The sequence below is a fragment of the Rossellomorea sp. NS-SX7 genome (assembly GCF_052828565.1).
Genome location: NZ_CM128249.1, coordinates 1,848,055 through 1,865,894 on the forward strand (window position 1 = coordinate 1,848,055; position 17,840 = coordinate 1,865,894).

Below are 17,840 nucleotides of genomic sequence, written 5' to 3' on the forward strand. Positions count from 1 at the left end.
TTGAGGATTACAACTTGAACTATTTTTTATTAGTTAAAAAATACAATAAATGGAACTTTTTGAAAGTATGTTCGTATATAGAGTAAATACTTTGAAAAGGGGATGTGTATCATAAGGCGATTATATATCATGTTACTAATTATACTTATTTCCAGTTTGATCAGCTGTTCAAAAACTACTACTCTGGAAGATATCGAAGAGGGGAAAATTCCTTCACAATCCACTACAGAATTTACCCATAACGGGCAGACTTTTTACATCATTCCTCTATTTGAAGAAGTATTGAACTATACAAGTACGGCAAAAGGGGATGCTTCCTTGAACACAAAAGATTTGTACTATGAAGATGTGCTAAAGCCTTTCCAAGAAAAATTGGACAACATGAATAAAGATGCAGGCACCTATTATTTTGATTATTTTTTTCCGACGAAGGAAGTGGAAAAGCTCGAAAAAAACACTGTTGAGCTTCTGGGGAATCAGCAGCTCATCAATGAATCTATCAAAGCTTCACTGATTAAATCCACTGAACACCTTTCAGGAAGTGACAAGGTGATCTTTTTGCTTCCCAGCAATCCTGAGTTAACCGTTGTTCCAGAAAAGATGGAAGGGATATCAGGTGTAACATTTAGTGAAGAAGTTATTTTACTTCAAATTCATCCTTCCTTTACAGAAAATGCCCTGAAGTACACAGCTGCCCACGAATATCATCACGCCATAAACATGGAAATGAATGGGATGAAGATGGAAACACTAATAGGTATGACCCTCAATGAAGGAAAGGCGGATTCATTTGCCAGGATTGTCTATCCTGACTATCGGGCAAAATGGACAGAGCCATTACCCCAGGGCTCGGAGGAGACTGTACTCGCTGAGTTGCATAAGAATCTGGACTCATATGATCTATCGATCTATTATGAGTTCTTTGGGGGAAAGCCTTCAAAAGGGCTGCCGATGTGGTCTAATTACAGGATTGGGTTCAGCATCTTACAAAGTTATCTTCATGCACATCCAGAAACTTCGGTTGAGGAATGGACAATGCTTGAGCCTGAGGACATCCTTCATGGAAGTGAGTATAGACAGTTATTAACCGAATAGAAATATAAACGAAGAGCATTGAATCCCTGGTGGATTCAATGCTCTTCGTTTATTGCCACTCTCTGAAAATTAGATCAGATGATACGGGTTTCCGATCGATTTCCCTCGACCATACTGATAATTGTCCTGCATGATGTACTTCGTGAGTGATGATATGGAGGAGAACCTTTTTATATGGGAGTTTATAAACGGTGCCTTTTCTCGAGGTAATCGTTAACAATTTATCTGTTCGTTCATGCTCAAGGGAAGTCAAAAATTGCTCTGTGTACTTTTTCGTTTCATTCGAAAAAACGATGACCTCTTCAAGAGTTGTGGACTCACTAAAATCTTTCTTTGAAAGAGGTGAACCCTCCATTTGACTGATCCAAATCCGTTCGCAATTAATCATATGGAGCAAGTTATGCAAGATGCTGCCCATCCCGCCGACTCTATCTTTCATTAATTCTTGATCCGGAACGTGCTTGCACCATTCAAACCACTCATCCCTGACTTGCCAATTGTATGAAAATAGATTGATCATATACATGGTTCTCCATTTCTATTATTAATGTTAGAAGGAAATTGAAATCCTTTATTTTCCATATATTATATACTATACTAATCTTACAATAAATCAATATCATACTCAAAATAGGAGGTGTCCTGAATGCTATACGTAGTCAGGCATGGGCAGACGGATCAAAACAAAGAAGGCAGGCTGCAGGGAAGGAACGGATTGCCTTTAAATGAAGAAGGATGCAAGCAAGCGGAGAGTTTAAGAGAGCAATTCAAAGAGATCACATTCGACTATGTGTTTTCTTCTCCGCAGGATAGAGCCATACAGACTGCGAAATTGATAACGGGTATGCAACCAATCATAGATCCGCGGTTGGATGTATTCGATTTAGGGGAAGCTGACGGATTAAGGAAGCATGAAGTCCAGCTGAATGGGATTCTTCCAGACAGAGATGTATATAGGGGAATGGAAGATATCCAAGATTATATCGATAGGGTATTCAGATTTGTCAGTGAGCTGGAACAGGAGTATGGCGAAAAAGAAGTGAATATCTTGTTATCCGGGCACAGATGCACAACAGGCGGTATCGGGGCTTATTTTGAAGGTATACCCGAAGATCAGAATATCTTGAGATTTTCCTCAAACAACGGTGATTACAAGAAATATGAGTTTGCAGGAAAACGCAGTGGAGAGAAATAAGAAAAGACGGTTGATACCGTCTTTTTATACATTATGAATGTTTCTATCTATTTCATGCAGCTCTTCAGACTGCATAAGTGATCTGATGAGGTGATAAATCCCTGGAACGAAGATGCAGCAGCCTATGATTAACAAGATGTGCCTTATCTCCAGTATGGTGACCGAAGCGAATAGGATTCCAAGTGGCATGGTTATACGAAGGAAAAGCAATCGAACAGAGCTTAATTGCGAGAGTCGATCACGAGGTGCGTACTGCTGGAAAATGGCCGCACTTTGAACGTTGAAAAATGGGAACATGATACCGCCGAACAACTCACAGAGCCAAGCCAGGTAAACGGAATCTACCAAATAGAGAAGTGAGAATGATAAACCTCCTCCTATCAATCCTATATACATAAGAACAGATGTACATTGTAATTTCCTTAGTAAAAGGGTGCCAATCGCATATCCGACTGGGAAGGAACCTGCGAAGATGGCATATTCCCAGTGTTGGCCGTTAAGTTCGCTTCTAATAAAAGGTACACTTAAGACCATCGCTGCCCCCACGGCGAATTGAACGAGGGAGGAAAGGAACGTCAACCGCACAAGAACCGGTATATTGAAGAAACTCTTGTATCCTTCTTTCAATTCCGACCACCAAAATTTCCTTGTCCATATTGTCCCCTTCATTTGATGGGGCACCTTGATTCGTGCCAGTGAAAAATAACTCAATAAAAATAAAAAGGAAGAAAATACATAGATAAAATGGATAGGTATGACCAGTAGGAATAAAGAAGTGACCCCCGGTGCAAGAAAGCTCATTATTCGCAGTGTCCCATCCAATAAACCGTTGGCATTTACCAGCTCTTCTTTCTTACACAGCTCAGGAATGATTGAAAAAGAAAGGGTTGCATATATCGGCTGCAGCAAACCGAGCATGCATTGAAGGGTGATAAGACCGATGATTGCCGCTTTATCATTACCGATTGTATATCCTAATAAAGGCAACAGATAGGCGATCGACCTTGCCAACTGCATGTTCTTTAACAACTTCTCTTTTACGACATGGTTCAAGAACGGTGCGCTAACACTTTGTAAAATCAGTGACGGGGTGAAATAGATAAGCCAAAGGGCACCCATCCATTCCTTTGAGCCGGTGATTTCATACAACAACAACCCGTTAATGATCCCTCCGGCAGCGCCTGCGAACTCCGAAATGATTTCCCCGACCCATAATGCTTTGAAGCCTCTGGAATATGCTTTCATGATCTTCTTCCCAGAAATTGATCAAGTTTACTCGTTAATGAATGTATCTGCGATTCATTTGCAGAATATATACCCTTTTCCGTCTTGACGAATTTTGCAGCTTTTAAAAGGGATAGCTGGTGATGGACGGTCGTCTTGGATAGGTTGAATCGGCCGCTAATTTCCTGGAGGGATAGAGGACCTCTCACAAGTTCGTATAGTAATTTCAAGCGGGTCTCGTCTCCAAGCGCTTTATGTCCATTAATCAGATCCTGTCCGGGTACCCCCGGTTCGAACAAGTATTCTTCTTTAATTGGGTAAAAGAAGAGTTTCGTTTCAGAGGAGCGTTGTTCCAATACCCATGGCCTGTAGGAAACATGGGGGATCAACTTGATTGTCCAAATGGACGGCTCTGGCACATAGTATATTCCTTCGGTAATGCGTTCTATTTCTTCGATCGGACTTGTTTCATCCAATGATGCGTGCAGATTTGATTCGTACTTTAAGGCTTTAAGCCATTTGTCCCATTCTTCTTTTTGACTGATCCAGTCGAACCATTCCTGCATTGTACTAACCAAACATTCACGCACTTCCTCCAAGTTACATGTAGAAAGGTTTTGTATATAACCAAATAGAAAGTCATGGTCTTTAAACTGGGCACTATACGTACGAAGAAGTTCAATATTTTGCATGTTGCCGGAAAGGGATTTTCTCATGTCTTCACATTCCCTATTCTTATAAGGCAGAACAGATTCATAAAATTGCTCTGAGGTCAATTGATTCATAGAATTCGAAAAATCTCGAATCGTTTGTGAAGTAAAGCGATTCTGGAGCATAAGCAAGGCGTACCATAGGTTGGTTTCTTCTATTCTGCTCAAATGAGCTTTCAGAACAGAAGGCATCGACTGACTGTCTTTATTCCATTGCTCGTTAAAATCAAATGTATGTCGCAGCTGGGAATGTGTATATGCCGCTATGCCTAAAATGACTTCCCAAACAAGCGACGATTCCACTTTAAGCGAAACTGCTTCTGTGGATTGGGGAGAATAATACTTCATGTTATTCCTCCTTTTGGAATTGATCTTTGAACTTAGGTTATACCAACGCGGCCATAAATTCAATATATTTCGAATATCAAATTCGAATAAGTTTATTTTGAAAATATATCCAAAACAAAAGGGATTCCACTGTTGCTTGAAGAAATCGTTACTGAAGTAAAAGGAGGAAATGAAATGAATGAGAAACTAATCAGAGTGGGAACAACTTATATCCCGGTAAGTGATGTAGAGCGTGCCGCAGGGTGGTATGCGGCAAACCTGGATGCTGTAGTGAATTATAAAGACGAGGAGAAAGCTATACTTAATCTGGCCAATCATAGCCTGTTCCTCGTGAAGGCAAAAGAAGGACAAACGGCGAATTTTCTAGATCATAATGAAGACCTGAGGTTTTCGATGACGTTTGAAGTGGATGGTCTGGAAGCATTGCATTCCCTTCAAAAAGAATTTACTGATAAAGGAATGATTGTTGGAGATATTGAAGACAGGGGACATGCGGGCCGAAACTTTGTCTTCACCGATCCCGATGGTAATAAGTTTGATGTATGGAGCGAGTTGAGTCCGGCTTATAAAGAGATGACGATCAGGGAATAGGTTAGTACAAAGAGATGGACCAATTAACAGGTCCTTTTTTAGCTGCGTTATTTTCAAAGGAAAAAGGTTGAAAAGCCAGCAGCAGAAGAGCTTGGCTTTCAGCCACAGGGTTGTAGATTGGTAATGGAAAATGGGAATAAATGAAATAAGCAAAAGAGAGCGATTACGATGGCCAGTAATCGCTTTTAATTTTTTTCTTAAATGAGATAACTGAAATTGACTGATTAAACACCGAAAGGAAATTTATGTTAATATAAGTTTATAATATTTAAAATCTTTCATCATTCAGTTGAAGTTGGGATGGTCCTGCTCAATAAATGGAATCTATATATAAATGGCTAATGAATTTCCAGCGGAGGTAATGGGATGAAACGTGAAATTGATGATTATTATGAGAAGATGAAGAATGGAAATTCAAAACAGCAAGCAGCATACGAAGCCATTCAAACGTTGAATGTGCTGAATGAATTACACCGATTTCATCCGCTTGTCTGCGGGACGATTCCAATTGGAATCGATATAGCCACTTCTGACCTGGACATTATTATGGAAGTGGAAGATTTCCATCTCTTCGAAAAAGAGCTGCACCGTTTATATAAAGGGAAAGAACATTTCAGGATGAAGCGGAAGGTCATCAAGGGATCTCAGATCGTCAAAGCAAATTTTACGTTTCTTGACTTTGAATTTGAGTTATTTGGCCAGTCACATCCCGTTACAGAACAAAACGCATTTCTACATATGGTGATTGAAGGCGCCGTTTTGGAGAGCAGACCTGAACTGAGGAAAAAGGTCATTGACCTTAAAATGGCAGGAAGTAAAACAGAAGAGGCATTTTGTGAACTTCTGGATATCAGCGGAGATCCCTTTGAGGGATTAATCCGATATGGAATAGAGGAAGGAATCATATAAATAGAAGATTCAGGGGGGAAATAAAATGGAAATGCCTACACATATTGTGGCAGTCGGAGGAATTGTCGAAGACAAGAAAGGAAATATTCTGCTGGTAAAAACGGTTCATAGAGGATGGGAAATTCCTGGTGGACAAGTAGAAGCAGGAGAAAACCTGACCGATGCGTTAATGAGAGAGATAAAAGAAGAGAGTGGAGTCGATGTAGCCGTTTCTCAAATGATAGGAGTTTACTCCAACACCGGAAAGTATATTTGGCATGATGGTGAGACAGAAGTTCCTACCAAGGTGATGTTTGACTTTATTTGTGAATACACAGGCGGGGAGCTTGGAGTATCTGATGAAACGACCGATAGCAGGTGGGTGGAAAAAGACAAGGTTTTGGAATTTGTTGAATCCCCTGCAATTCGTACCCGTTATCAAGCCTTTTTGGATTTCAAAGGAAAGATCAATTATATGGAATATGTGACTAAGCCTTTTTTTGAATTGAAGGTGAAAAGGTCTGTGTAAAGTGATTCTATTATCGCGAAGAAGGATACCTAAATCAAGAGGCAGATATATGTGACAGAGATGCGGTACTTATCTACATTGAGATATGAATGACTGTCATATCATAGAGTTTACAAGATAGTCCATCGATTACAATACGGAAGTGATAACATGATAATCAGAGAAGTACATACAGAAGATGCAGAGAAATTAATAAACTTAATCAAGGAAGTTGAAAGCCACTCAGAATTCATGCTCATGGATCCTGGTGAACGCCTCACTTCCATAGAACAGCAAAGAATGATGATAGAACGAATTCAAACACGGAATAATGGTGTGATTTTGTCTGCAGAGAAAGATGGCAGATTAATAGGTTACATGATGGTGATTCGCGGGTCCGTAAATAGGACAAGGCATTCAGCCTATCTTGTCATCGGTATCTTGAAGCAATTCAGGGGGCAGGGTGTGGGAACTGCACTATTCCAAAAGGTGGAGGAATGGGCACGGAGCTGTGGAATCTCACGGCTGGAATTGACAGCGGTCACCCGAAACACTCCAGGTATAGCACTCTACCAAAAGTGCGGATTTGAAATGGAAGGTACTAAGCGTAATTCACTGATCATCAATGGAGAATTCCATGATGAATACTATATGTCCAAAATGCTTTAAGCAGCTGAATACCCGTCCGTCGAAGCTTTACTGTGGTGAAGGGTACGGGGCGCAGGCGCAGGGAGAGGAATTGTCATGAGCAAAGCAGGGATTTCGAAGGTGGATATTACACCACCTTTAGGGATTGATTTTATCGGATATCACAGACCATATGGTATCCAAAATATTGATGAGAAGATTTATGCGACTGCACTTGTATTTGAGAATGGAGGAAGCAAGGCTGTACTTGTCAGCGTTGATAATATAGGGATGCTGGTCGAAGACACGAACTGCATCCGGCAACGGATAGCAACCGCGTTAAACGTTACCGTAGAACAGGTCATGGTGGTTTTTTCACATACACATTCCGGTCCTGCAACGGCAAGTGATCATGAACGTGTAAGGTCCTATAAAGAAGGGTTAATCGAAAAAGCAGTGCGTGCAGCATTAGATGCCAATGAAGAGATGCATCCAACGACGATTGGCTGGAATGTGACCAACGGCAACATAGGGGTCAACCGAAGAGAAAAGACATCCGGGGGAAAGGTAAAAATGGGAACGAATCCGGAAGGAGCAGTGGACGATCGAATTGGAATTCTTTCTTTAAATCATCCTTATTCAGGCGCATATCAGGCCATCATCGTTTTTTGTACGGCCCACCCGAATGTCCTGATGGCAGACAGTCATCGTCTGTCCGCTGATTATCCGGGACGCAGCAGGGAAATTCTTGAAAAAGAGTTTGGAGGCCATGCCATCATTGTCCAAGGTGCAGCCGGAAACATAAATGCACGCTTTAGAGGGTCCGACGAGGCAGTGGAAAAAATGGCAGATGAGTTGAGCAAACATGTTATTAAAATGGTGAACGACATCAACTACCAACCCATTTTCAATTTAAAAATGAAGTCAATCAATCATACAATGGAGTTGAAACCGATACCTGAAGCCATATTGCCAATGGCTGATCGTGCGGCGGCAGAGTGGGGAGTCAATACTGATAAATGGACAACTTCAATGCTCCAAATGAAACGGGAGGGCATAGAACGATTAACCATTCCTTTAGAGATCCATTCCTTGCAGATTAATGAGGGCTCGTTCACGGGAATTCCGATGGAACCGTTTTCCGAATCTTCGATACGGATCAAAAATCATTTTAAGAACGAACTTATCTTTTTTGGGGGATATACGAATGGTTACCTGGGATATCTGCCGATCAAGGCAGCCTATCCTTATGGCGGCTACGAAGTAGAACTGAACCCTGTCGTTTATGGACCACTCACATCACTTTGGATGCCTCCAGAGGAATCGACAGCAGAGATTGTGGTTGATAAAGTGATTAAGCTGCATGAAGGCAAAAGGAGAATGATCCATGATTGATTTCAGTTGGGTAGGGAGTCAGAAAAACTATGTTGACGAAATTCATGTGAACCCCCTCGATCAAGAGTTGGTGCTCGGTTTATTCGGGGGGAATTCATCAGCGGGACAAAGGAAAAACGAAGATGGATGCCTTGTGTGGTGCTCACCTGGAGAATGGGAGTTTGCCGTCATCCTGGATGGTCATGACTCGGCAGAAAGTGTCGAGCTTGTGTTCGAAACAATCGTAAATAATAAAGAATTTGTTCAAGGTATTATAAATAAACACATTCCGGAATCATTTACAGGGTTACAGGATTTTTTAGTAGGTACGTTCAAGAGTGACAGTTTTAGAGAGAAATCAAGGGAAATACAAGGAGAAACTGCCTGTTTATTTGTACTCAGAAAAGAAAATTATTTATGGTGGCTTTCAATTGGGGACTGTATTCTACATATATTTCATCCCGAAATGTCGGCGCTGGGAGAATTTCAACAAAATCACAGAAGTTTTTATGAATGGGTTGGCAATAACAGTACATTCAATAAGCAGGTTCCAAGTTACAGCACAGGGATCAAAGAATTAAGATCAGGGGAGAATCACATATTTTTGACTACAGATGGGCTGACAGAATGTTCGAATGTACAATATGACAACCCCCTAAACATCCTGGAAGTGTTCAGTGAAGGTTCAGTAGAAGAAGGAGTGCATAAACTCTTACACCAAATCAAGAAGAATCAAGTCAGGGACAGTACGACGATCGTTACCTGGAAGGTCATGAATAATCAGTCTGCCACTATGCCCAGTGACCAAAAATAAATCCAGGGAGATCATGTTTTTTCATCCGTACAGCATTTCCTGATAGTCATTCTTCCTTCTCGTTCAAAAGATGATATTCCAATAACAATAATGGGTGATTGACAATGAATCAAGAATTAATAAGTGAAATTGAAGCTGAAATAGGAAAAATAACAGAAATCCAGTTGATGCCGGAACAAGGCTGTACGTCTAGGGTGCACCGCTTAGATACAACGGAAAATTCATACATAGTCAAAAGCTCCTTCAAGGATAAATACAGAAGCTGGTTAAATTCAGAAGCAAAAGTTCTGAAAGATCATCGATACAAAAAGGCACTTGTCCCCATATATCATGCATTCATCGAGGAAGAGGAGGCAAGTCATTTAATCATGTCTTATGTCGATGGAATTTCCCTCACAACTGCACTGAAACAGGCGGGTTCTCTTTCCGAAAAGAAAAAACTGATCAGAAGTTTTGGAGAGTTCCTAAATCAATTTCATGAAAGTGAAGCGGTTACGTCTGAAACCGGCTCTGATTGGCTTGATAATCAATTGACCATTGCAAGATCATATGTCGAAAGCGGGCAGGCAGAAGGGGATTTGAAGCTGTTAGAAGAGATTATTTCCACTAAACCCCACCCTGTTCAGCAAACCATGATACATGGAGACTGCACAACCGATAATGTGCTTGTGGTGAATGGAAAAGTAGAATTATTCATAGATGTTGCCGGAATGACTATTGGTGATCCACGCTATGATGAAGCATTGGCTATACGTAAATTCATTGGAAAGCATGGTTTCTTGGAAGCTTTCTATCAGGGATACACGAGGTCTCGCATTTCAAAATCAGAATATGAATATTTTGAAGAAGGACTTTATATGTTTTTCTAATATTCGATAGGTGAGGAGGGCTATGGCCACACCAGCAACTTTCCATTTTCCAAGAATCAGTCTTACTATGAAACAATAAAGCTTGTGAGGAATATAAAAATGGACAATTTAAAACGAAAATCTCTCGAAATGGCACAGCTATATAAACAAAATCCAAAGGTGGAATCGGTCCTTTTAGCTGGTTCGGTATCCAGGAACTGGCATGATGAACATTCGGATATTGAATTTCATATTTTTTGGGTCGAACCGCCAAACGATGAAGACCGCCTCGATCCAATACATAAAGTGAATGGATCGATACTTTCTTTTCACCCTTACGAAGAGGAAGAATGGTCGGAAGCCTATCATACCGATGACGGTATTAAGCTTGAAATCAGCAGCTTTCTGACTGCAACAGTCGAGCGCGTGATTAACGAGGTGATCTATAACTTTACAACGGATTACGATAAACAATGCATAGCTGCTTCGGTTTATTATGGGCAGCCACTGTTTGGTGAAGAAAAAATCAATCAATTGAAAAATACTCTTCGTTCATACCCAGAAGAATTATCGAAGGCGATGATCCTGGAAAACCTTCAATTTGGGAACAGGTGGGACAACCGTCAGGCTTTGTTAAACAGAAAGGATTGGCTCATGCTGTATAGTGTCATTTGTGATGTACAGAGAAACATTCTTGGTGTGTTATTCGGTCTCAACCAGATGTTTGTTCATCATCCTTCTTTCAAATGGATGCACCATAGTGTTGCCCTTATGAATGTGAAACCCAAAAAACTGGATGACAGAATGGCAGATGTTCTATATGGGAAGCCAGAGAAGAGTGTTAGGGAATTGACTTTTTTGATTGAGGAAACAATAGCGCTTGTGGAGGAGCGGTACCCTGATTTGATCAGCAGTGAGCAGAAAAGAAAATTAGCATTTTTCAAGTAAAAAGGGGCCTTAACATTGGGTTATTGAAAGAGGGAATCGTCTTGAAAAGAAAATTAATTGCAGCAGGCATCATCACATGCAGCTTCATAACAACAGCAACAATTGCAAATACCATGGCGTTTCATAACGCAAAGAATGCGTGTATACACAATGATAAAACCCCTTCAGCCAAAAAGGATTTTTTGTCATTTAATTGGTCAGTAAGCTGTCGATGACAAATCTGGAATAAATCCTAGCAGCATTTAAAGATTTTCTGATTGATATCCAGTCAAATTAAAATGGATACTTATTATCGTTTGCTCAAGTATGATTAATTAAAGAATCGATGGTTGGTAAAAGACGTCGCAACCGTTCGGCACATATGTTCATATTGGCTTCATTCATTGCAGTGCATAACTATTTATACAACCAACAGCCAGTTAACCTGCTGAACTGAAAAATCGACAACAACTGAGTGTGTTTTTGAAGGTTTTTATCCCCTCCAGAGCGAATATGAAAAGTAAACTAATTATTCAAAGGGGAGTTTTTCTATGAATACCACGTTTGAAAACAAAGAAGAAATTTCTGCATTTATTGTGGCAAACAGGAAAAATTTTCAGGAAAAATTACTATCAGAAGCACTCAATGTCGGCAGTAAAATCAACGATATATTGGAGAAAGGAAATATAGATCTCCTAAAGAACGCTGAAAAAATGGTATTATATGTTGCTGAGGGACATGAAAAGGAACTGGTGGAGTTTGCTAAAGTGGAAGGAGTCGCTTGGGCGGAGCACTCTCTTACTCTTTCATTCAAATTAGAGTGGGTTCAGGCAATAAGGCGAACATTATGGCATTTTCTTTATAAATATGACAAGATGCAGAGATCAGAAATCAACCTGGAACGATTTTATGACCTGGAGAAAAGAATAAACGATAACCTAGACCATTTTCTTAATAATTTCTTCATCAGTTATTCCGATTATAAGGACCAGCAGTTGTTATCACAAAGAAAGCTGGTTGAACATCTGTCGGTGCCTATCATACCGGTCAGTTCTTCGATCGCAGTACTCCCTCTTATTGGAAAGATCGATTCGTATCGAATACAAACCATTGAAGAGAAGATATTAATGAACATCGCTGAGTTAAAGATTCAGACTTTGATTATTGATATGTCCGGTGTAGCTGATATGGAGATTGACGTCATTGTTCAGTTGCAAAGGATATTGGGCGGCATAAACATGATGGGATGTGAAGCGGTCCTATCCGGATTGCGTGTGGATTTGGTCCGGAACATCATTCAATCAGGCGTCAACTTTAAACAGGATGCATTAACAAAGGGAACATTGCAGCAGACGTTAAAGGAATATTTGGTACTGGAGCCAGGAAAATAAACTCCTGAACAAACCAATATTAGAATAATATTATTATGTAAACCTTTGAATGCGACTATATTTTTTTAGTGGAATTTTTGTAAAACACATAAATAGCAAGGGGACAAAAGGATGAGAGAGATCACATTTGAGGATATTTACACAATTGGAGACGTAATTTTTGAAAATGACATGTATCGACATGTTCACTATCCCGAGATGCTCATCCGATATGACAGTAATTTCCTAGAATTCAAGAGGATGCCGTCCGTGGATCAATTTACGTCAGCTGCGAAGTATTTAAGAGAATTTCATCATGATAGAGGACAGAAACATATAAAATTTTATTTTCCTCCAAATATGCAAATCCCAGGCGACCTAAATACTTATTTAAAGGACGAAGGTTTTAGTTTAGGATTTATGGAACTCTATTCCATCGATCCTTGCGAATTCCGAAAGAAAATGAATCTTGAAGAAGTAAATGTAAAGGAAGTTGAAGGTCAAGACTTTGAAAAATTCATTTCTCTGCAATATGATCAGGACCTTGAATATGGTAAAGAATTCGCTGATCAAAAAGTCGAGCTTCAAAAGAGACAATTCAAAGATCCATCAATTGTCCAGCTTCTTGCTTATTTCAAAGGAGAACCTGCAGGTGCTGCAGATGTCATCAGTAAGGGGGACACTGCAGAAATAGATGGATTCTTTGTACTCGAAAGGTTTCAAAGGCGAGGAATCGGTAGTTGTATACAACAATATGTGATGGAACGTTTCCATGACAAAACCATCATACTGGTAGCTGACGGAGAAGATACTCCTCGTGAAATGTACTTGAAGCAAAATTATCAATACTTAGGATTCCAATATCAGGCTCAAAAAGTGTTTGGAGAGTAATAACATTTTTGTGCAATGCTGATCATGGAACTTTCACATACCTTTTCATTAATCCAATCATAAAAATATTACCTCCCGAACATACTAAACATATGTTCGGGAGGTGTAATCGATGGAAAAAAAAGATTTTGAACAAGTCTATGAACAGTATAAGCAGGCAGGTGCCCATCACCTTCGGCAGGAATCTTCACTTACCGCTGATACTGGTGCGGAAAAAATCGTTGCCATTCGTAAAAATGAGGATGATGATATTATCGCATTTAAAACAGAAAGTGGACGTGAACTTGATTACCTGACAGCGCTCGATGAAGCAAAAAGTGGTAAGCTTGCCCATGTCGATGTCTTTCACCGATATGGAAGGGACATCATCCGAAGTGAACCTGATGGGATTGAAGAAAACAACCTAAATAATCTGCCTCATTTTTAGGTGCGTGAAAAGAAGTCTAAACGTAGATCGTTTAGACTTCTTTTCTTTTTGAGATCTGAAAAAAACATTCAAAGATATAGGAAGGTAGATGATAGTGCCACTTAACCTGTATTCCGGAGAATATGTATCTCCAGAATTCGATTGTGATGATCAATTCCTCAAAACGGTAATGAACCCGTCAAGTATATCGTGGCTGATAGTAAAACCTTTCCTCTTATAAAATTCCAGGGCTTTGCTGTTTCCGTTTGATACAAAAATAAAGATATCCTCAATTTCATCAAATTGTTTTAGCCAATCCATCGACATCATAAACAATTTAGAGCCGATTCCATATTCTCTGTAACCTTCTTTGATATAAAACTGAGAAAGACATCCTACATACGGTTTGCTCACAGATGACAAATCAAAAAAAGTGGCAAAATCATTTGAATATGTTTCCTTGGGTGAAATATTGGAATATACGTATCCAATTATTTGATCTCCGTCTTTAACCACTACCGTAAAATTATGTAAAGCTTTTTCAATGGATGGAATCAATCGTGTTTCAAAATTCATTTCATCAAAGAGTTCTGGTCGAACTGAGGCAACGGATTGCTGGAACTTCATCAATTCATTGCAGCTTTGACGGAGACAATCTATTTTGTCTTCAGGCAGGACCTCAAAGGTAAAGTTCACGTTACTCGCACCTTTCTAATAATAGGATGTATAAATTAATAGTAAACGATAATATTTGAAAGAGGAAATTCTTTTTAATAAATGCCAGTCTTCATACTGGGTGAGTGAGATTCAGTGGCTGACTTGATTACTGACATTAGAGTTCGAATCACCATTGCAAGGGGGAAACAATCAACACTTTAAAGGAAATCTGACACAGGTACAAAGGGTGATAAAGTTTTGATCGATTAGAAATGTATTGAAAGTGTGACGAATTTTCTTTATATTAAGTAAATGATGTTTTTACCAGTTGTTGGAGGTGCTTCTTGTGAATGAAATAAAACAGCTATGTGAAACCTTTAGAAACAATTTGTTAATTGAAGAAACAAGGATACATCCTGGCAGAGTCATAACATTACTTAGAATCAAGTCCAGGCTAACTCAAGAAAGATTGGCTTTAAAAGCGGGAGTTTGTACGCAAACCATTAAAAGGTTAGAAAGCGGAAGAGATAAGGTTTCAGAAATAACTTGCTATAAGATTTTTGAAGCTTTAGGCGTGGACGTAAAGGCATTGACAAGAGTATTGGATAATAAATGAAATGGGTGTTACATATGTCCAGGTTTACTTGTGAAAGCCTGCTCACTGAATGAGGTGAGAGTTGATTGAAGAGGGTACAGTGGTTTGACAATAGTAGTTGTCCAGCTATAATAGCAGTTTCATATCAAATAGACTACAGCCCCAGGTACCTTTAGAAAATCTTGGCACTGGTATTCTGTGACATTACTTTACCTAAGGGGATACTATATGTTGAATTTACAAATAAGAAGACCAGAAGCAGATGATATCGATGAATTACATTGTTTTTTCAGGACCGTGATTACTGATACGTTCAAAAAAGAAGGGATTAGCGGTCAGGTTTACGATCTGGAAGAGGAAATCAAAACAAAACAATGTTATTTGGAAAATGATTTCAAAAGCGGCGGGGTAGATCGATTTTTCTTGATTGCCTTAGAGGCAGGCAATATCATAGGAACCATCGAGCATGGACCGGCCAGCCCCTTGATCATTAAATGTACGAACAAAAGATTTCAACATTTATACGAGGTGGGCACCGTATTTGTCCACCCTGCTTACCAAAGAAAAGGGATCGGAAACCGCTTGCTGCAGGAAATGTATTTGACACTTCACAATCATGAAGTAGAGGAATTTTGTCTGGATAGCGGGTACCGTCGTTCTCAAACAATCTGGAGAAAGAAATTTGGTGAACCTGATTATTTTATGAAGGACTATTGGGGAAAAGAACTTCATCATATGATTTGGAGACTGAACATACCATATTTACTTAGGAGATAAAAGCCGCAGTCAAGATAACATCCCTTGCCTATACAGCACTTCTTTATAAGGCCCGTCTCTCGCTTAACTAAAGCGTAATCGAACCTAGGGACGGGCCTTTGAATGAGGGAAGGAAAATTTGGAACGTTATGGTATAATTAATGTGAATTAGTTCACAAACAAACTCCGAACTCAAGGGAAGGAGAGAAATCCATGGTAAAGAAAATCGTCTTAGCAGGAGGCACCGGTTTCGTCGGTCAGTATTTAGAAGAACAATTCAGTAGTTTGGGCTATGAAGTGATGATCATATCACGGAATAATCCCAACATTACATGGGATAACACCAAAGAATTGATACGAGCTCTTGAAGGTTCAGACCTCCTGATCAATCTTGCCGGTAAATCAGTTAATTGTAGATACAATGAAAAGAACAAAAATGAAATCCTACTATCTAGGACAGAAACCACTGAAATTCTGGGTTCTGCAATAAAAGAATGTGTAAACCCTCCACGGCTATGGATCAATTCAAGTACAGCTACGATTTATAGGCACTCTGAAGATAGACCGATGACCGAAGAAGGTGGGGAAATAGGTACAGGTTTCTCTGTGGAAGTTGCGAAAGAGTGGGAACGCTCGTTTTTTTCGTTCGACCTCCCCTTTACAAGACAGGCAGCGCTGCGAATCGCAATCGTGCTTGGCAGCAACGGAGGAGTCTTGACCCCGTACAGAAACTTAGTGAAGTTTGGACTTGGCGGCGTTCAAGGAGATGGCACACAAATGTTCAGCTGGATTCATATCGAAGATTTGTACAAAATGATTCTCTTTATAAAAGAGCGTGAAGACCTTTCAGGTGTTTTCAATTGTTCTTCCCCTTATCCAATCACCAACCGTGAGTTAATGGATGCGCTTAGAAATGAAATGAATAAAAAAGCAGGTCTTCCTGCTCCCAAATGGATGCTTGAAATTGGCGCAATATTCATTCGCACAGAAACTGAATTGATCTTGAAGAGTAGATGGGTACTTCCTGAGAGATTGATAAATGAAGGATTCAATTTTACATATCCGACAATTGGAAAAGCATTGAAGGAGATTCTTTAAAACCATCATGGAGGAATTCATATGATTCGATACTACATCCAAAAAGGAAATCAGGAGGTGCATATTACTGAATGGGGTAACCGGGGGTTGCCTGTCATCGTATGTATTCACGGCCTTGGAAGCACGGGTTTAAGCTTTATTGAAGTTGCCGATGACCTGCAAAGTGATTTCAATCTCTTTGCGATCGATTTACCAGGTCATGGGCGAACGCAGCCATTCCAAAGTAAAGAAGACTATGAATCCCCAACCTTAGCAGAATGGATGAGAGAGACCCTTAATCAATTGGAAATTGGGCAACATTATATCCTCTCTCATTCATGGGGCAGTGCTCTGGCACTGTTCTATCAATCTGCTTTCGCGGATGTCGTAAAGGGGAATATTCTGATTGATGGAGGCTATTATCTGAAAAGGCTTAGACATGAAACGATGGAAGAAGAGGCGAATTACTATGAAAAAGATTTTGAAGAGTATATCTTCGATGATTGGGAAAGCTTCGCTGGCCCTGAAAAACAAAATGTGCAAAGATGGTCCCCGCTATTGGATGCCGCCATTAAAGATTTAGGCAAAGAAGAAAATAACAAAGTGCGCTGGCATGCGACAGGTAATACAGCAAGACAAGTAATAGAAGCATTGCATAAGATTGAAACAGAAGAAATATATGAAAAGTTGCCATCTGACATCCTCATTCTTCGATCAACCCTGCCAGTAAGCTGGAATGGATACAGAAGTAAATGTGCTATGATATTCAAAGAAATGACCGGCGGTACAGTAAAAGAAATCCCTCAAACTTCACACATGCTGCACTGGGACAAGCCTGAGTTGATAGTGGGTGAAGTTAGGAAGCTATGGTTGTCACAATCTTAAAATCCATTGAGGCGGGTAGATGAGAAATTTTATTAAACATTTGACTGGATTGAT

At 39.9% G+C, this 17,840-nt stretch carries 21 protein-coding genes; 17 read left to right on the top strand and 4 right to left on the bottom strand.

Annotated elements, in window-relative coordinates:
* Positions 1-129 precede the first annotated feature (129 nt).
* Positions 130-1,095, top strand: coding sequence for a DUF2268 domain-containing protein (locus ACUXV2_RS09095; RefSeq protein ID WP_446246689.1), 966 nt, complete (start codon positions 130-132; stop codon positions 1,093-1,095).
* 49 nt (positions 1,096-1,144) lie between these two features.
* On the opposite strand, the gene ACUXV2_RS09100 is transcribed toward ACUXV2_RS09095, so the two are convergent.
* The gene (locus ACUXV2_RS09100) at positions 1,145-1,615 is read right to left on the bottom strand and encodes a DinB family protein (protein WP_446246690.1); all 471 of its coding nucleotides are present in this window, start codon (positions 1,613-1,615) and stop codon (positions 1,145-1,147) included.
* A 126-nt stretch (positions 1,616-1,741) separates the two neighbouring features.
* On the opposite strand from ACUXV2_RS09100, the gene ACUXV2_RS09105 reads away from it, so the two are divergent.
* Positions 1,742-2,290 carry a histidine phosphatase family protein gene (locus ACUXV2_RS09105; RefSeq protein ID WP_446246691.1) on the top strand — a complete coding sequence of 183 codons (549 nt, stop codon included), beginning with the start codon at positions 1,742-1,744 and terminating at the stop codon, positions 2,288-2,290.
* 24 nt (positions 2,291-2,314) lie between these two features.
* On the opposite strand, the gene ACUXV2_RS09110 is transcribed toward ACUXV2_RS09105, so the two are convergent.
* Together ACUXV2_RS09110 and ACUXV2_RS09115 are read right to left on the bottom strand one after the other, a co-directional pair.
* Positions 2,315-3,535, bottom strand: coding sequence for an MFS transporter (locus ACUXV2_RS09110; protein WP_446246692.1), 1,221 nt, complete (start codon positions 3,533-3,535; stop codon positions 2,315-2,317).
* Entirely contained in the window at positions 3,532-4,572 is a 1,041-nt protein-coding gene (locus tag ACUXV2_RS09115; protein ID WP_446246693.1) for an ArsR/SmtB family transcription factor, read from the bottom strand. The genes ACUXV2_RS09110 and ACUXV2_RS09115 overlap by 4 nt, the downstream gene beginning before the upstream one ends.
* Positions 4,573-4,746: 174 nt before the next feature.
* Between ACUXV2_RS09115 and ACUXV2_RS09120 the strand changes: the two genes are divergently transcribed.
* From ACUXV2_RS09120 to ACUXV2_RS09170, 11 genes are all read left to right on the top strand, one after another.
* On the top strand, positions 4,747-5,163 hold the full coding sequence (locus ACUXV2_RS09120) for a VOC family protein (protein WP_446246694.1): 417 nt from the start codon (positions 4,747-4,749) through the stop codon (positions 5,161-5,163).
* 366 nt (positions 5,164-5,529) lie between these two features.
* Complete coding sequence (locus ACUXV2_RS09125) at positions 5,530-6,072, top strand: DUF4269 domain-containing protein (protein WP_446246695.1); 543 nt, start codon at positions 5,530-5,532, stop codon at positions 6,070-6,072.
* A gap of 25 nt (positions 6,073-6,097) precedes the next feature.
* Positions 6,098-6,580: an NUDIX hydrolase gene (locus ACUXV2_RS09130; protein WP_446246696.1), complete on the top strand. Its 483-nt coding sequence runs from the start codon at positions 6,098-6,100 to the stop codon at positions 6,578-6,580.
* Positions 6,581-6,730: 150 nt separating this feature from the next.
* A complete protein-coding gene (locus ACUXV2_RS09135) occupies positions 6,731-7,228 on the top strand; it encodes an N-acetyltransferase family protein (RefSeq protein ID WP_446246697.1) in 498 nt (165 codons plus the stop codon).
* A 75-nt stretch (positions 7,229-7,303) separates the two neighbouring features.
* Positions 7,304-8,581 carry a neutral/alkaline non-lysosomal ceramidase N-terminal domain-containing protein gene (locus ACUXV2_RS09140; protein WP_446246698.1) on the top strand — a complete coding sequence of 426 codons (1,278 nt, stop codon included), beginning with the start codon at positions 7,304-7,306 and terminating at the stop codon, positions 8,579-8,581.
* Positions 8,574-9,374, top strand: a complete 801-nt coding sequence (locus tag ACUXV2_RS09145; RefSeq protein WP_446246699.1) for a protein phosphatase 2C domain-containing protein — start codon at positions 8,574-8,576, stop codon at positions 9,372-9,374. Before ACUXV2_RS09140 ends, ACUXV2_RS09145 begins: the two co-directional genes overlap by 8 nt.
* Before the next feature lie 104 nt (positions 9,375-9,478).
* Positions 9,479-10,243, top strand: a complete 765-nt coding sequence (locus ACUXV2_RS09150) for a phosphotransferase (RefSeq protein WP_446246700.1) — start codon at positions 9,479-9,481, stop codon at positions 10,241-10,243.
* Between the two features lie 99 nt (positions 10,244-10,342).
* Complete coding sequence (locus tag ACUXV2_RS09155) at positions 10,343-11,170, top strand: DUF4037 domain-containing protein (RefSeq protein ID WP_446246701.1); 828 nt, start codon at positions 10,343-10,345, stop codon at positions 11,168-11,170.
* 530 nt (positions 11,171-11,700) lie between these two features.
* Positions 11,701-12,540, top strand: a complete 840-nt coding sequence (locus ACUXV2_RS09160; RefSeq protein ID WP_446246702.1) for an STAS domain-containing protein — start codon at positions 11,701-11,703, stop codon at positions 12,538-12,540.
* A gap of 111 nt (positions 12,541-12,651) precedes the next feature.
* Positions 12,652-13,410 carry a GNAT family N-acetyltransferase gene (locus ACUXV2_RS09165; RefSeq protein ID WP_446246703.1) on the top strand — a complete coding sequence of 253 codons (759 nt, stop codon included), beginning with the start codon at positions 12,652-12,654 and terminating at the stop codon, positions 13,408-13,410.
* Between the two features lie 112 nt (positions 13,411-13,522).
* The gene (locus ACUXV2_RS09170) at positions 13,523-13,837 is read left to right on the top strand and encodes a DUF3892 domain-containing protein (RefSeq protein WP_446246704.1); all 315 of its coding nucleotides are present in this window, start codon (positions 13,523-13,525) and stop codon (positions 13,835-13,837) included.
* A gap of 150 nt (positions 13,838-13,987) precedes the next feature.
* Here the strand turns inward: ACUXV2_RS09170 and ACUXV2_RS09175 are convergent, their stop codons facing one another.
* Entirely contained in the window at positions 13,988-14,512 is a 525-nt protein-coding gene (locus tag ACUXV2_RS09175; protein WP_446246705.1) for a GNAT family N-acetyltransferase, read from the bottom strand.
* Between the two features lie 307 nt (positions 14,513-14,819).
* Here ACUXV2_RS09175 and ACUXV2_RS09180 point away from each other — a divergent pair, with 307 nt between their 5' ends.
* From ACUXV2_RS09180 to ACUXV2_RS09195, 4 genes are all read left to right on the top strand, one after another.
* Positions 14,820-15,089, top strand: coding sequence for a helix-turn-helix transcriptional regulator (locus tag ACUXV2_RS09180; RefSeq protein ID WP_446246706.1), 270 nt, complete (start codon positions 14,820-14,822; stop codon positions 15,087-15,089).
* Between the two features lie 207 nt (positions 15,090-15,296).
* Positions 15,297-15,845, top strand: a complete 549-nt coding sequence (locus ACUXV2_RS09185) for an N-acetyltransferase family protein (RefSeq protein WP_446246707.1) — start codon at positions 15,297-15,299, stop codon at positions 15,843-15,845.
* Between the two features lie 192 nt (positions 15,846-16,037).
* Complete coding sequence (locus tag ACUXV2_RS09190; RefSeq protein WP_446246708.1) at positions 16,038-16,922, top strand: TIGR01777 family oxidoreductase; 885 nt, start codon at positions 16,038-16,040, stop codon at positions 16,920-16,922.
* Positions 16,923-16,943: 21 nt separating this feature from the next.
* Positions 16,944-17,786: an alpha/beta fold hydrolase gene (locus ACUXV2_RS09195; RefSeq protein WP_446246709.1), complete on the top strand. Its 843-nt coding sequence runs from the start codon at positions 16,944-16,946 to the stop codon at positions 17,784-17,786.
* The last annotated feature ends 54 nt before the right edge of the window (positions 17,787-17,840 follow it).

Excerpts from the sequence above, each read along its gene's own strand:
- ACUXV2_RS09185 (WP_446246707.1), top strand. The coding sequence starts at position 15,297 with ATGTTGAATTTACAAATAAGAAGACCAGAAGCAGATGATATCGATGAA.
- ACUXV2_RS09125 (WP_446246695.1), top strand. The coding sequence starts at position 5,530 with ATGAAACGTGAAATTGATGATTATTATGAGAAGATGAAGAATGGAAAT.
- ACUXV2_RS09165 (WP_446246703.1), top strand. The coding sequence starts at position 12,652 with ATGAGAGAGATCACATTTGAGGATATTTACACAATTGGAGACGTAATT.
- ACUXV2_RS09155 (WP_446246701.1), top strand. The coding sequence starts at position 10,343 with ATGGACAATTTAAAACGAAAATCTCTCGAAATGGCACAGCTATATAAA.
- ACUXV2_RS09120 (WP_446246694.1), top strand. The coding sequence starts at position 4,747 with ATGAATGAGAAACTAATCAGAGTGGGAACAACTTATATCCCGGTAAGT.
- ACUXV2_RS09190 (WP_446246708.1), top strand. The coding sequence starts at position 16,038 with ATGGTAAAGAAAATCGTCTTAGCAGGAGGCACCGGTTTCGTCGGTCAG.
- ACUXV2_RS09170 (WP_446246704.1), top strand. The coding sequence starts at position 13,523 with ATGGAAAAAAAAGATTTTGAACAAGTCTATGAACAGTATAAGCAGGCA.
- ACUXV2_RS09195 (WP_446246709.1), top strand. The coding sequence starts at position 16,944 with ATGATTCGATACTACATCCAAAAAGGAAATCAGGAGGTGCATATTACT.
- ACUXV2_RS09095 (WP_446246689.1), top strand. The coding sequence starts at position 130 with ATGTTACTAATTATACTTATTTCCAGTTTGATCAGCTGTTCAAAAACT.
- ACUXV2_RS09100 (WP_446246690.1), bottom strand. The coding sequence starts at position 1,615 with ATGATCAATCTATTTTCATACAATTGGCAAGTCAGGGATGAGTGGTTT.
- ACUXV2_RS09150 (WP_446246700.1), top strand. The coding sequence starts at position 9,479 with ATGAATCAAGAATTAATAAGTGAAATTGAAGCTGAAATAGGAAAAATA.
- ACUXV2_RS09140 (WP_446246698.1), top strand. The coding sequence starts at position 7,304 with ATGAGCAAAGCAGGGATTTCGAAGGTGGATATTACACCACCTTTAGGG.
- ACUXV2_RS09105 (WP_446246691.1), top strand. The coding sequence starts at position 1,742 with ATGCTATACGTAGTCAGGCATGGGCAGACGGATCAAAACAAAGAAGGC.
- ACUXV2_RS09110 (WP_446246692.1), bottom strand. The coding sequence starts at position 3,535 with ATGAAAGCATATTCCAGAGGCTTCAAAGCATTATGGGTCGGGGAAATC.
- ACUXV2_RS09160 (WP_446246702.1), top strand. The coding sequence starts at position 11,701 with ATGAATACCACGTTTGAAAACAAAGAAGAAATTTCTGCATTTATTGTG.
- ACUXV2_RS09130 (WP_446246696.1), top strand. The coding sequence starts at position 6,098 with ATGGAAATGCCTACACATATTGTGGCAGTCGGAGGAATTGTCGAAGAC.
- ACUXV2_RS09145 (WP_446246699.1), top strand. The coding sequence starts at position 8,574 with ATGATTGATTTCAGTTGGGTAGGGAGTCAGAAAAACTATGTTGACGAA.
- ACUXV2_RS09115 (WP_446246693.1), bottom strand. The coding sequence starts at position 4,572 with ATGAAGTATTATTCTCCCCAATCCACAGAAGCAGTTTCGCTTAAAGTG.
- ACUXV2_RS09135 (WP_446246697.1), top strand. The coding sequence starts at position 6,731 with ATGATAATCAGAGAAGTACATACAGAAGATGCAGAGAAATTAATAAAC.